This window comes from Pleomorphomonas sp. T1.2MG-36, from assembly GCF_950100655.1.
Classification (GTDB): domain Bacteria; phylum Pseudomonadota; class Alphaproteobacteria; order Rhizobiales; family Pleomorphomonadaceae; genus Pleomorphomonas.
Genome location: NZ_CATNLY010000023.1, coordinates 643,378 through 656,551 on the forward strand (window position 1 = coordinate 643,378; position 13,174 = coordinate 656,551).

At 65.3% G+C, this 13,174-nt stretch carries 9 protein-coding genes; 5 read left to right on the plus strand and 4 right to left on the minus strand.

Features of this window, described 5'->3' with window-relative positions:
- Positions 1 to 4: 4 nt before the first annotated feature.
- Genes QQZ18_RS14450 through QQZ18_RS14470 form a run of 5 tightly spaced genes read left to right on the plus strand, consistent with a single transcriptional unit; the run spans position 5 to position 7,541 of the window.
- Positions 5 to 922, plus strand: a complete 918-nt coding sequence (locus tag QQZ18_RS14450) for an N-carbamoyl-D-amino-acid hydrolase (RefSeq protein ID WP_284541616.1) — start codon at positions 5 to 7, stop codon at positions 920 to 922.
- Between the two features lie 23 nt (positions 923 to 945).
- On the plus strand, positions 946 to 2,970 hold the full coding sequence (locus QQZ18_RS14455; protein WP_284541617.1) for a 4Fe-4S dicluster domain-containing protein: 2,025 nt from the start codon (positions 946 to 948) through the stop codon (positions 2,968 to 2,970).
- 15 nt (positions 2,971 to 2,985) lie between these two features.
- Positions 2,986 to 5,628, plus strand: a complete 2,643-nt coding sequence (gene xdh / locus QQZ18_RS14460; RefSeq protein ID WP_284541618.1) for a selenium-dependent xanthine dehydrogenase — start codon at positions 2,986 to 2,988, stop codon at positions 5,626 to 5,628.
- A complete protein-coding gene (locus tag QQZ18_RS14465; protein ID WP_284541619.1) occupies positions 5,625 to 6,809 on the plus strand; it encodes an amidohydrolase family protein in 1,185 nt (394 codons plus the stop codon). Before xdh ends, QQZ18_RS14465 begins: the two co-directional genes overlap by 4 nt.
- Before the next feature lie 51 nt (positions 6,810 to 6,860).
- Complete coding sequence (locus QQZ18_RS14470; RefSeq protein WP_284541620.1) at positions 6,861 to 7,541, plus strand: transaldolase family protein; 681 nt, start codon at positions 6,861 to 6,863, stop codon at positions 7,539 to 7,541.
- 11 nt (positions 7,542 to 7,552) lie between these two features.
- Here QQZ18_RS14470 and QQZ18_RS14475 read toward each other — a convergent pair whose 3' ends face one another.
- The 4 genes from QQZ18_RS14475 to purU all read right to left on the minus strand — a co-directional run bounded on the left by QQZ18_RS14475 (position 7,553) and on the right by purU (position 13,167).
- Positions 7,553 to 7,705 (minus strand): hypothetical protein, encoded by a 153-nt coding sequence (locus tag QQZ18_RS14475; RefSeq protein WP_284541621.1) that lies wholly within the window; start codon positions 7,703 to 7,705, stop codon positions 7,553 to 7,555.
- A gap of 156 nt (positions 7,706 to 7,861) precedes the next feature.
- Positions 7,862 to 11,539 (minus strand): EAL domain-containing protein, encoded by a 3,678-nt coding sequence (locus QQZ18_RS14480; protein WP_284541622.1) that lies wholly within the window; start codon positions 11,537 to 11,539, stop codon positions 7,862 to 7,864.
- A 295-nt stretch (positions 11,540 to 11,834) separates the two neighbouring features.
- Complete coding sequence (locus tag QQZ18_RS14485) at positions 11,835 to 12,140, minus strand: hypothetical protein (RefSeq protein ID WP_284541623.1); 306 nt, start codon at positions 12,138 to 12,140, stop codon at positions 11,835 to 11,837.
- A 157-nt stretch (positions 12,141 to 12,297) separates the two neighbouring features.
- Positions 12,298 to 13,167, minus strand: a complete 870-nt coding sequence (purU, locus tag QQZ18_RS14490) for a formyltetrahydrofolate deformylase (RefSeq protein WP_284541624.1) — start codon at positions 13,165 to 13,167, stop codon at positions 12,298 to 12,300.
- Positions 13,168 to 13,174 lie beyond the last annotated feature (7 nt).

Consider the following 13,174-nt stretch of genomic DNA (forward strand, 5'->3'; position numbering starts at 1 on the left):
GAGAATGTCCCGCACCATTGTCGTCGGTGCCGCCCAACTTGGGCCGATCGCCCGCGCCGACAGCCGCGAAGTCGTCGTCAACCGGATGATCGCGCTGCTCGAAAAGGCCGCCCGTCGCGGCTGCGATCTCGTGGTCTATCCGGAACTGGCGCTGACCACCTTCTTCCCGCGCTGGTTCATGGAAGACCAGGCCGAGGTCGACAGCTTCTTCGAAACCGAGATGCCCGGTCCGGCAACGGCGCCGCTGTTCGCCAAGGTCCGGGAACTCGGCGTCGCCATCAGCTTCGGTTATGCCGAGAAGACGGTGATCGACGGCCGCGTCCGGCATTTCAACACCTCGATCATCGTCGACAAGACCGGTGCGATCGTCCATCGCTACCACAAGGTACACCTACCCGGGCACACCGATAACGAGCCCTGGCGCGCCTTCCAGCACCTTGAGAAGCGCTATTTCGAGCCCGGCGACACCTTCTTCGAACCGGCCGACTGCCTCGGCGGCAAGATCGGCATGGCAATCTGCAACGATCGCCGCTGGCCGGAGACCTACCGCGAGCATGCGCTGCGCGGCACCGAGATGGTGCTGATCGGCTACAACACGCCCTATCATTATCCGCTCGCCCCAGAGCACGATCACCTGCAGTGCTTCCACAACCACCTGGCCATGCAGGCCGGCGCCTATGCCAACGGCATGTGGGTGGTCGGTGTCGGCAAAGCCGGCAACGAGGAGAACTGTGTGCTGATTGGCCAGAGCTGCATCATCGCACCGACGGGCGAGATCGTCGCCATGGCCTCGACGCTAGGCGACGAACTGGTTACGCACGACTGCGACCTTGATCGCTGCACCGAGATTCGCGCCAATATCTTCAACTTCAAAAAGCACCGGCGGCCGGAAATGTATCCGCTCCTGTCGGCGCCGGTCTGACGCCGCTTCGGGGACAGATTTCCATGGCCGACCTGACGCCCATCCCGTTGCCGATACTTGTCAACCGGATGTTTCGCGAACTCGAGGCGAAGAAGAGCGCCTTCCATCTGCCGCGCTTCAAGTTCGCCAAGGCGGCGGCCGGCCGTGACCTCTCCACCTCGATCTTCGGCCGGAGAGCGGCGACGCCCTTCGGACCGGCAGCCGGTCCGCATACTCAACTGGCGCAGAACATCGTGCTGAGCTGGCTGGCCGGCGGCCGGGTGATCGAGCTCAAGACGGTGCAGGTGCTCGATCATCTGGAAATCGCCCGCCCTTGCATCGACATGGAGACGGTGGGCTTCAACATCGAATGGTCGCAGGAACTGTCGCTTGAGCAGTCGCTCGAAGAATACGTCAAGGCGATGATGCTGATCGAGATGGCCAAGGCGTCGGGTCTTGCCCCAGGCCTTGATGATACCGTCATCGACATGAGCGTCGGCTACGATCTCGCCGGCATCCGCTCGGACAAGGTGCGGGCTTTCATCGCCGGCATGAAGGATGCGAGCGCCGTCATCGAGCAGCTGCGGCCGCAAATTCCCGACGCCTATGCCCACTTCCGGGAGCAGGCCTATCCCACCTGCATCTCCGACAACGTCACGGTATCCACCTTCCACGGCTGCCCGCCCGGCGAAATCGAGGCGATTGCCGCCCACCTGATGGCTGAGGAAGGGCTCGACGTGGTCGTCAAGCTCAACCCGACGCTGCTGGGCAAGACCGACCTCAATGCCATCCTGCATGACAGTCTCGGCTACGCCGATCTCGTGGTGCCCGACGCGACCTTCGAGAAGGACGCGAAATGGGAGGACGTCAGGGGCATCGTCGGCCGGCTCGGCGAACTGGCCGACAAAGTCGGGCGCGGCTTTGGCGTCAAGTTCTCCAACACCCTGCTCGTCCATAACCACAAGCAGTTCTTTCCGACCGGCACCGGCGAGATGTACCTGTCCGGTCCGCCGCTACACGTTCTGGCCATCGAGCTGGTCGCCCGCTTCCGGGCCGAATTCGGCGATCGCTTCCCGATTTCCTTCTCGGCCGGCATCGACGTCGGCAACTTCGCCGATACGGTGGCGCTCGGCCTCAAGCCGGTCAGCGTCTGCACCGACCTTCTGAAAGGCGCCGGCTATGGCAAGGGAACGGACTATATCGCCGACCTCGCCGATCGCCTGGCCGAGGTAGAGGCAACCGATCTCGACATCTACACCCTGAAGGCCTTCGGGCTTGCTGAAGCGGCACTTGGCGATCTGAAAATCGCAGCGGAGCGCAAGGTAGCCCTGACCACGACCCTCACGACCGGTGCGAACCTGCGCGAAACCGCCGGGCCGGATTTCGAGGCGTGGGTGTCGGCCGCCCGACTTCGCAACACCGCTCACTATGCTGCTCGCGTGCGGACCGACCGTCGCTACAGCCGGCCCGAGGTCGATCATCCGCCGCGCCGGACGGGCGTGCTGCTGGCGCTTCTCGACTGCGAGACCTGCGGCAAGTGCGTCAACATCTGCCCCAACGACGCCATCTTCCGCTATCCGCTGCCGCAGGAACCGGTCGTCACCGCGACGCTGAGCCCTGGCTCGACCGTGATTGTCGGCGAAACGCAGGCGGTGACGCGCGCCCAGCAGATCGGCATCTTCGCCGACGTCTGCAACCGCTGCGGCAACTGCGACGTCACCTGTCCCGAAACCGGCGGCCCCTTCGCCCGCAAGGTCAACCTGTTCGGCTCTCCCGCGAGCCTTGACGATGCGCCGGACCGCGACGGTCTTGCCATCGAGAGAACCGCGACGGGCCTTCGCTCGCATGTGCGCGACAACGGTGAGCGGTTCACGATCGACGACGATGGCGTTCGCCTGGTCTGCCGAGGCGACGGTCTCGACCTCTCGATCGATCCGGCCGCACCCGAGGCGGTCTCCGGTACGGCAGACCGCCCGACCGATATCGGCCGCATGATCCTCTTCGCCCGCATCGCCCGCGCCGTCACGGCGCCGACGATCGTCACCTATGCCAACGCCGCCTTCGACTGAACGGACACCCGCCAGATGCCCATGATCACCCTCACCGTCAACGGTCGCGACCATCAGCTCGATGTCGAGGCGGACGAGACGCTGCTTTCCGTGTTGCGCGACCGGCTGAAGGTCACCTCGGTGAAGGATGCCTGTTCCGGCCAGGGCCAGTGCGGCTGCTGTCTGGCTCTGATCGGCGGCAAGCCGAGCAAGACCTGCACCCTCAAGGCCGCCGCCGTGAGGGGGCGTCCGATCGTCACGCTGGAAGGCGTCGACGCGGCGGAGCGCCAGCTCTACGCCGATGCGTTTCAGGCGGCCGCAGGCGTCCAGTGCGGATTCTGCACGCCCGGCCTCGTGGTGCGCATCAAGGCGCTCACCGACGCCGGCGAAGCAACGGACCGGCAGGAGATCGCCGCCGCCCTCGACGGCCACCTCTGCCGCTGCACCGGCTACAAGAAGGTGATCGACGCCGTCGAACTGATCCGCGACGTCAAGGCGGGCGTGAAGCCGCATCCGCAGCCAATGACGGATGGCGGCGTCGGCCGGCCGGTCGAGCGCTTCCGGGGCGGCGACCTCGCACTTGGCGATCGGCCGTTCCTCGCCGACATCGAGGTGCCCGGCCTGCTGCACGGCGCCTTCGTTCTGTCGCCGCACGCTCGCGCCCGGGTCAACGCCATCGATCTTTCCAAGGCCCTCGCCTACCCGGGCGTGGTGGGCATTGCCACCGCCGGAGACGTGCCTGGCGACCGCTGGGTCGGACAGATCAAGAAGGACTGGCCGGTGTTCGTCGCGGTGGGCGAAGAAGTCCGCTATGTCGGCGACGTCATCGCCGCCGTCGCAGCCGAAACGCCGCGGGCCGCCCGCGCGGCGGCGGCTCTCGTCGCCGTCGACTACACGGTGCTGGAGCCGACGCTGTCGCCGGAAGAAGCACTGAAACCCGGCGCGCGGCAGGTCAATCCGCGCCAGCCCAACATGTTGTCCGAGACCGTGATCGACCGCGGCGACGTTGACGCAGCGCTGGCTGCCTCCGCCCACGTCGTCTCCGGCACCTGGCAGACCCAGCGCATCGAGCACCTGTTCCTGGAGCCGGAAGCCTGTCTGGCGGTGCCGCTCGAAGACGGCCGCCTCCACCTCTATTCGCAGGGACAGGGCGTGTTCGAGGACCGTAAGGCGGTGGCCGGCGTGCTGGGCGAGGCGGTGGACAACATCTTCGTCGAACTGGTGCCGACCGGTGGCGCCTTCGGCGGCAAGGAAGACATGACGGTGCAGGCGCAGACGGCCGTGCTCTCCCGCCTGACCGGCCGGCCGGTACGACTGGTCCTGTCGCGCGAGGAATCGGTGCGCGTTCATCCCAAGCGCCATCCGATGAAGATGACCTATTCGGTCGGCTGCGATGCCGAGGGCCGAATCACCGCTGCCAAGATCGACATTCTCGGCGACAGTGGCTGCTACGCCTCGGTGGGAGACAAGGTGCTGGAGCGCGCCGCCGGCCATGCCTGCGGCCCCTACAGGGTGCCGACGCTGTCCATTCACTCGATCGCCGCCTACACCAACAATCCGCCCTGTGGCGCCATGCGCGGCTTCGGCGTCAACCAGACCTCGTTCGCCATGGAAGGCTGCCTCGATCTGCTCGCCGAAAAGGTCGGCATCGACGGTTGGGAGATGCGCTGGCGCAACGGCGTTCGCGTCGGCGACGTCTTCTCCTCAGGCCAGATCCTCGAGAAGTCGGTCGGCCTTGAGAAGTCGCTTCTCGCCGTCAAGGACGCCTATTACGCGGCAAAAGCCGAGGGCAAGGCGGTTGGCGTCGCCTGCGCGGTAAAGAACTCCGGCATCGGCAATGGCGCTCTAGAATGGGGCAAGTGCCGCCTCGAAATCGAAGCGGAAGACCGCATCGGTCTCCACATCGGCTTCACCGAAATGGGGCAAGGACTCCTCACCATCGCTGCTCAATCGGCGGCCGAGGTGACCGCCCTGCCGTCGTCGATCTTCGTGCCGCAGGTCAACAGCCGCTTCGATGTCGGCTGCGGGCAGACCACTGGATCGCGCGGCACGCTGTTGGCCGGCAACGCCGTGATCAAGGCGGCGAAGGCGCTGCGCGCCGCGCTCGACGGGGGCAAGACCTTGAAGGACCTCGTCGGCGAGGTGTTCGTCGGAGACATCATGATCGACGACACCACGGCGCCGGGGCAACTCAAGAACGGCAAGATCAAGACCCACACGGCCTTCGGTTGGGCAACGCAGGTGGCGATCCTCGACGAGACCGGCCGCGTCGCCAAGGTGATCGCCGCTCACGATGTCGGCAAGGCTCTGAACCCGAAGCTGGCCGAAGGCCAGATCGAAGGAGCCGTCCACATGGGCCTCGGCTACGCCCTGACGGAACAGCTTCCCTGTGAGGACGGCATGCCGGTGACGGCCAGCGTCCGTGAGATCGGCGTGCTCAGGGCGTCCGACATGCCGGAGGTCGAGGTGATCATCATCGAGGAGCACGAACCGGAGGGGCCGTTCGGCGCCAAGGGGATCGGCGAGATCGGCCTCGTGCCGACCGCCGGCGCCGTAGCCTCGGCGCTCGCCGCCTTCGACGGCGTGCGGCGCACGGTGTTGCCGATGATCGACAGCCCGGCTGCAAGGGCACTGTCCGTCGGCCTCGATCCCGACCTCGACCGGAGCCATTGGCATTGACCCGTTCCATCACTCTGGGCCCCGACAGAACCGGCCGCACCGTGGCGATCGTCGACGGCGTGATCGCCGAGGCGGCCGATCCGGCAGCGCCGACCGTGTCATGCCCGGATGGAGAAATCCGACCGGGCGCGGTCTGCGCCCATACCCATCTCTACTCGGGCCTGGCGCCCTACGGCATGCCGCCGGCCGAACCGGCGCCCGCCAACTTCGTCGAAATCCTTGAAAAGGTATGGTGGCGGCTCGACCGGGCGCTCGATCGCCAGGCCCTCAGGGCGTCGGCCCGCGACTACATCGCCAAGGCATTGCTTGCCGGCACCACCAGCCTTGTCGACCATCACGAGTCGCCGCATTTCATCGGCGGCTCGCTTCAGGTGCTGGCCGACGCGGCGGAAGAACTCGGCGTGCGGGCGCTTTTCGCCTTCGGCGCCACCGAGCGCAACTTCGGCCGCGCGGAAGCCGAGGCCGGCCTTGTCGAGTGCGGCAATGTCGAGGAGACGTCGCTCATCCGCCGCCTCGTCGGCTTGCACGCCAGCTTCACCGTATCCGACAACACCATCCGCGCGGCGGGCGAGCTTTGCGCCGCACTCGGCACGGTGATGCATGTCCATGTCGCCGAAGCGCTCGATGACGTCGAGGACGCGCGGGCTCGCGGCTACGCCGGTCCGCTCGAACGCCTCCTCGCCCTCGATGCGCTGCCGCCCGGATCGGTCCTCGCCCACGGCGTGCATCTCACGGCCGACGAAGTGCGCGAAGCGAACCGACACGGCCTCTGGCTGGTCCAGAATCCGCGTTCCAACGAGGGTAACCGGGTCGGCTATCCCGCCAACCTCCGCCACTCGGACAAGGTCGCGCTCGGCTGTGACGGCTGGAATGCTGACATGGCCATTGAGGAAGCCGCCCTTTTCCGTCTTGCCGCTGCCGAAGGCGATGACGGAGCGTCCGGCCGCCTCGATGCCGGCCAGCGGTTGATCGCCGAGCGCTTCGGGTTCTCCACCACGGGGCTTTCGGCGGGGGCTGCCGGCGATCTGGTGGTGCATGAAGATGGCAAGGTGATGCTGGTGGTGGTCGACGGCCGGCTCGTCGTCCGCGACGGTCGCCTCGTCGGTACGGATGCCGGCGCGATCGAAGCCGAGGCGCGCGCCGAGGCGGCGCGTCTGTGGCAGCGGATGGCCGCGCTCTGACCCCGTGACGGCGCGACCGGCCAAGGCTATTGTCGGCGAAGGGAGAGACCGATGATCTATTTTCTCGACACAGCCAACGCCGCCGCCATCGCCCGCCTTGCGGACCTTTATCCGATCGCCGGCGTCACCACCAATCCGACGCTGATCGCGCGCGAGAAGCGGCCGTTCCCGGACATCATCAAGGACATCCGGGCCGTGATCGGCGATGGCTCCATGCTGCATGTCCAGGTGACCGGCCACGACGCCGATACCATGGTGACCGAAGCGCGCAAGCTTGCCGACTTCGTCGGTGCCGGCTTCCACCCCAAGGTGCCGGTGACCCCTGAGGGCCTCAAGGCGATCCGCCGTCTATCCGGGCTCGGCTTCCACGTGACCGCGACGGCCATCGTCACCGCCCAGCAGGCGCTGATGGCGGCGGTCGCCGGTGCAGCCTTCACCGCCCCCTATGTCAATCGGCTTGACATGATCGGTGGAGACGGCGTCAAGGTCGTCGCCGACATCGTCCATCTCTTCCGCACCCATGCACTGCCGACCCGGTTGCTCACCGCCTCGTTCAAGAACGTCCAGCAGGTACATGACGTCACGATGGCCGGAGCGCATTCGGCAACGCTGCCGCCCGATATTCTCGAAGCGCTGATCCGCCACCCGCTCACCGACTCCGGCGTTGCCGGCTTTGCCGCCGATTGGACGGCCGCCTACGGCGAAGGCCGCAGCACGGCCGACCTTATCTGAAACCGGAGCGCTTACGCCGCCGTCTTCTTCTTGCCGGCGTGATGGGTGGCGTCGTCGGTTGCCTTGGCAAAGACATCCGTCACCGATGTCGTCTTCGCGCCGGCCGGCTTGGTCGCCTTCGGTTTGCGTGCTTCCTTGGTTTTTTTCACTTGTCCCTTGGCCATGTCGCTCTCCTCAGCGAAAGCGCGGCCGACGCGACAGTCGCCGCGCGCCTTTCCTTCGTCGGGCCGGTCTTCCGGCTGGCCACCAACGCAGAGCATGATGAACCGGCTTTTGCGCAGATACAACCCGAGCTTAGGTCCATGCGGTTTGCCGCGGACTCACGCACGCAGAGGCTCGGCCGGAACGAGGCCACGTCCATCGCCGAAGCCCGCGAGAACCGCGTCGAAATCGCTCGGCTCGCTGAAGAGATAGCCTTGGCCGTAGCCAACGCCGAGCGCGGCCAGTTCCTTCAGAGTGGCTTCGTCCTCGATGCGCTCGGCGATGACCTCGATTCCGAGTTGGCGGCCGATTTCGTTGATCGCCCGGACGACGGTGCGGTCATAGGCGCTGTTGGCCATGTTGTGGACGAAACTGCCGTCGATCTTGATGGCATCGACATCGAAGCTCTTCAGATAGGTAAACGATGACAGGCCGGAGCCGAAGTCATCGAGGTTGACGCGGCAGCCGATGCCACGCACGGCGCGGATGAAATCGCGGGCCACCTCGAAGGAATTGATGACGGCCGTCTCGGTGATTTCAAGCGTCAGGCGCGAGGGCGTCAGAGGGCTCGTCCGGAAAAGATCGGCGAGGTAGCGCCAGAGCGTCGGGTCGTTGAGCGAGTTGGCCGACAGGTTGACGGCCACGCGCAGATTGGGCACCGCCATGATCGCCGGTCCGAAATGCCTGATGACCTTGGCCAGCACCCAACGGTCGATGGCGCCCATCAGGTCGAAGCGCTCGGCGGCCGGAATGAAGGCATCCGGCGTCAACACACCACCGTCATCGTCGAGCATGCGGATGAGGACTTCGAGCGAGCGACCGCGCGCGCCGATGGCGGCTATCGGTCGGATCTCCTGGGCATAGAGCACGAACCGGTCGCTCTCTATGGTCTCGCGGATACGGGCGGCGAGGCGGAAGTCGCTCATGTGCTGTTGCGCCTCGCCGGTGTCTTGCAGGAACACGGAGACGCGACCGCGGCCGGCGGCCTTCGCGGCGTAGCAGGCAACATCGGCCTCGGCCAGCACCGCCTCGGCACTGGCGGTGGTGACGTCAACCTGGGTAACGCCGACGCTGGCGCCGACTTCGTAAATCTTGCCCTCCCAGGTGAAGCGTATGGCTTCAATGGCGCCGATCAGCTTTTCGCCGACGAAGGCCGCGAACTGACGGTCGCAGTTTTCGATCAGAACGGCGAACTCGTCACCGCCCAGCCGGGCGAGACAATCACTGATCGGCACGATCGACCGCATGGTGCGTGCCACTTCCTGCAGGAGAGCGTCGCCGGCCAGATGCCCGGCCGTGTCGTTGACGATCTTGAAGCGGTCGAGGTCGACAAACAGAAGCCCGTGCTGGCTGCCGTCCTCACGCGCCGTGGCGATCATGCCCTGGATACGCGTTTCGAAATGGCGGCGATTGGCGAGACCGGTGAGATCGTCGTGGGTCGCGGCATGGGCGAGAGACCGCTGCATGGCGCGCTCGGCCGAAACGTCCTGGAAGACCAGAACGGCGCCGGCTCGCCCGTCGGCAGCCGTGGCGGCGATCGGCGCCGCCGCTTCGCGGATGTAGTGCACGTCGCGACCGCGCACGTCGATGACCTGCGTTCCGAGCCGTTCGACCGCCGCACCGGTTTCCAGTACCTGCCGCACGCATGACGCGGCAGGCCGGCCACTGTCGTCATGGACGGCCTGGAAGACCTCTTCGATCGGATGACCACAGGCCTCCGCTTCGGAGAAACCGGTCATTCGCTGAGCGGCGGGATTGATCAGCGCGACGCGGCCGTCGGCATCGGTGGCAATGACGCCGTCGGAAATGGCGTGCAACGTCGTTCTCAGGCGCTCCTTCTCGTCGCGCAGCGCCTGGGCCGAACTCACCTGTTCGCTGATGTCCCAGGCCGTGCCGAGCAGCAGCCTGTCGCCACTCGACAGCGTCACCTGGTCGGCAAGCACGCGGATATGCACCACGCCGCGCGTCGGGCTCAGCAGGCGACAGGTGGTGTTGACGCGCGCGCTCGGATCCAATGCAGCCTGATGCAGCATGTCCGACAGACTTGGCCGATCCTCGGGATGGACGAAGCTCAGCCATTCGAGCGAGCGCTGTCCGGTCCGGTCGGTCGCCATCTGGCCGAAGGTCTCGCCATTCCAGGTAGCAGTGCCGGTGGCGAGATCGATGCTCCAGAGACCGATGCCGCCGGCTTCGACAGCGAGGCGCACGCGCTCCTCAAGAAGCTGGATCTCCCGCTCCGCCGCCTTGTTGCGGGAAATGTCGGTGTGGGTGCCGATGATACGAAGCGGACGACCGTCGGCATCGCGAGAGATCACCTTGCCGCGGTCCAGAATCCAAATCCAGTGACCGTCCTTGTGGCGCAGGCGAAACTCCGCCTCTAGCCATTCGGTATCGCCCCGCTCATGGGCATCGTTGACGGCGAGGAAGGTGTCGCGGTCGTCGGGATGCATCAACTGGAGCCATGCATCCCCGCCGTCGATCGACACATCGTCCGGTTCGTAGCCAAGCATCCGCTTCCAAGTGGGCGAGGTGTAGAGGCGGCCGCCTGACTTGTCGACATCCCAGACGCCCTGCTGGCCATTCTCCAGCGCGAAGGCCCAGCGGCTTTCGCTCTCGGCTATGGCTTCGAGCGTTCGTTTCTTGAGGTCTATGTCTTCGATCTGTGTGATCAGGCGGTTCGGCCGGCCGGTTGCCGGGTCGGCGAGGACAATGATGGAGAGCTCCGCCCAGAAAACCTCGCCCGACTTTCGCACATAGCGCTTTTCAGCCTTGAGACTGCGGATTTTGCCCTCGGCAATGCCGTTGCAGAAGCCGGCCAGCCTGCCCCGATCCGCCTCGTAGGTTATGTCCTGGAAGCATCGTCCGAGGAGTTCCGCTTCGCTGTAGCCGGTCATGGCGCAGAAGGCAGCGTTGACCTTCTGATAAATGCCATCCGTGCTGATGATCGTCACGCCGATGCTGGCATCGTCCATCGATCGGCGAAACAGGTTCTCGCTTTCGGCCAGATCCCGTTCGCGTTGACGCAGGCGCTCCAACAACACGCAGGTAGCGATCGGCAGCAAAACGCCGATGGAGACACCGAGAGGAGTCAGCAAGGGAGCCTGCGACGTTCCGACCATGCCATAGGCGGCCATCATCGTCGCGAACCAGACCGTGCCCGACAACACCGCCATGTCTACGGGGCGGAGCACAAAGCTCGCGAGCAGCAGCGGGACGACGAAGAACACCATCGGCTCGGGCAGCGTCGCGGTGGCGGCGACGGCGCCAGCCGAAAACACCAGCACCACGGCTATGAAAGCCCAGCCATTCAGCCAAACGGGCCGCCGACCAAGCCGCGCGGCATCGCGTTGCAGATAGAGCAACGGCGGAAGGAAGATGGCAAAAGCGGCGGTCCCGCCGCCCCACCACACACCGAGCGGCATCGGCGTGTTCCGCAGAATTCCCGCTCGCGAAAGAAGGAATGCCAAGGCGAGGCTGGCGAGAGGGGCAAATATGGCGGCGGCCAGCGCGGCAACCACCTCGAACAGTTCCTCGCTGTGCGACCGTTCCGCCCAGGTCCGGACGAGATCGATCACCCAGAAGCCGACTCCCATGGTGAGAGCCCGCACGAACAGAATGGAGACAAAGAAGTGCGCGTCGCCGCCACGATACCAGGCGAACAGGAGCCATCCCATGAGGGCGCCCGCCACACCGGCCAACCGATCGCCGACCGGTCGGTTGGCCAAGAGGGCGATGACCACGGCGTCGGCAGGCCACACGGGCGTTTTCACACCGGCCAGCACGACGATCGCGAGCATAACCGCGGACAGTCCGGTGTACAGCAGACCGCAGCCCGCAAACACTCCGAGCCGGCCTCCGGGGAACACGCCTTTCAGCACCGCAACACCATGCCATGAGGTGAGGTTGCGGCGACATTGGCAGGCCGGCGTGAAACAACGCTTAACAATGCCCCAACCCGGCGGGAACATTGGCCCGAAAAGCCTCCCGCCGTCCGGGCCAAACTACGACGCGGAAACGAGGAAGCAGAACAAGAAACTGCTCCCTCGGTCGCCTTTACTTTAGCTCGCCGGATACGTTAAGGGGCCGTCGGCTTCACTCCTCAAAAGAGAAGCGCCCCACCTCGCAGACATTGACGCCCGCTTTCGTGGCTTCCGTAGAGTCTTCGAACACGGCGCGGAAGTCATACTTGCAGTAACCCGAACCGTCATCGATGTTGACCGTCAACTCTCCGCCCGGCTGCAGCATTTCGTTCCCCAGAATGTCCTCCTGCCAATCATTCTGGCCGGTATTCGAGGCATAGAACTCCTGGATCGCCGAGGACGTATTGTTGATCACGACGACGCGACGATCATAGGCGCTGGCGTCGGCCACGCACGCAACAATGACGGCAACGGCCAACGCCGATCTCTGCATATGAAAACTCATGTTCACCCAACCCCTTTCGTCTTTCAAGGATCGGCGAAATCTGCCTCTTGAAGACGCAGCACCAAAGCACGCCCGCAAATCACGGTCACCTGCGACTTTTGGGGCTGTCGGAGATCGGCGCGCGGACGCGTCAGGCGAAGACGATGGTTTTCTTGCCGTGCATCAGCACGCGCGCCTCAAGATGCAACTTCACCGCGCGAGCGAGCACGCGGGACTCGTTGTCACGACCGACGGCGACGAGATCCTCGGCGGACAGGGCGTGGGTGACGCGCGAGGTTTCCTGCTCGATGATCGGACCTTCGTCGAGGTCGGGCGTCACATAGTGGGCAGTGGCGCCGATCAGCTTCACCCCGCGCTCATGGGCCTGGTGATACGGCCGGGCTCCCTTGAAGGACGGCAGGAAGGAGTGATGGATGTTGATGATCTTGCCGAACAACGACGACGACAGCTTGTCCGACAACACCTGCATGTAGCGGGCGAGCACGACCAGTTCGGCGCCGGTTTCCTCAACCAGGGCCACGACCTTGGCCTCCTGCTCGTCCTTGTTCGACTTGTCCCTGTCGACCGGCCAGCAGTAGTAGGGAATGCCCTGGGCCTCGGCAAAGGCTCGGCTGTCCTCGTGGTTGGAGACGATGGCGGCCACCTCGGCCTTCAGCCAGCCGACGCGGATCTGATACATGAGGTGCTGAAGGCAGTGATCGAACTTCGACACCATGATGATGATCTTCGGCATGCGGGCGGCATCGACGAGGTCGACGGTCATACCGAAGGTCTCGATGGTGTCGGACAGCGCTGCGCGGATCGTGTCGGCACTGAGGGCCGACGGCGTCTCGAAGGCGATGCGCATGAAGAAGCGGTTGGTGATCCGATCCCAGAACTGGGCACTTTCGGCGATGTTGCCACCGAGACCGGCGAGGATGGTGGTGACCGAGGCGACGATGCGCGGACGATCGGCGCAGGAGAGCGTGAGAATGTGGGTGCGCTTGTGGGCGTCGGCCATGGTCGGT

Excerpts from the sequence above, each read along its gene's own strand:
- purU (WP_284541624.1), bottom strand. The coding sequence starts at position 13,167 with ATGGCCGACGCCCACAAGCGCACCCACATTCTCACGCTCTCCTGCGCC.
- QQZ18_RS14470 (WP_284541620.1), top strand. The coding sequence starts at position 6,861 with ATGATCTATTTTCTCGACACAGCCAACGCCGCCGCCATCGCCCGCCTT.
- QQZ18_RS14475 (WP_284541621.1), bottom strand. The coding sequence starts at position 7,705 with ATGGCCAAGGGACAAGTGAAAAAAACCAAGGAAGCACGCAAACCGAAG.
- QQZ18_RS14480 (WP_284541622.1), bottom strand. The coding sequence starts at position 11,539 with ATGCTCGCGATCGTCGTGCTGGCCGGTGTGAAAACGCCCGTGTGGCCT.
- QQZ18_RS14455 (WP_284541617.1), top strand. The coding sequence starts at position 946 with ATGGCCGACCTGACGCCCATCCCGTTGCCGATACTTGTCAACCGGATG.
- QQZ18_RS14450 (WP_284541616.1), top strand. The coding sequence starts at position 5 with ATGTCCCGCACCATTGTCGTCGGTGCCGCCCAACTTGGGCCGATCGCC.
- xdh (WP_284541618.1), top strand. The coding sequence starts at position 2,986 with ATGCCCATGATCACCCTCACCGTCAACGGTCGCGACCATCAGCTCGAT.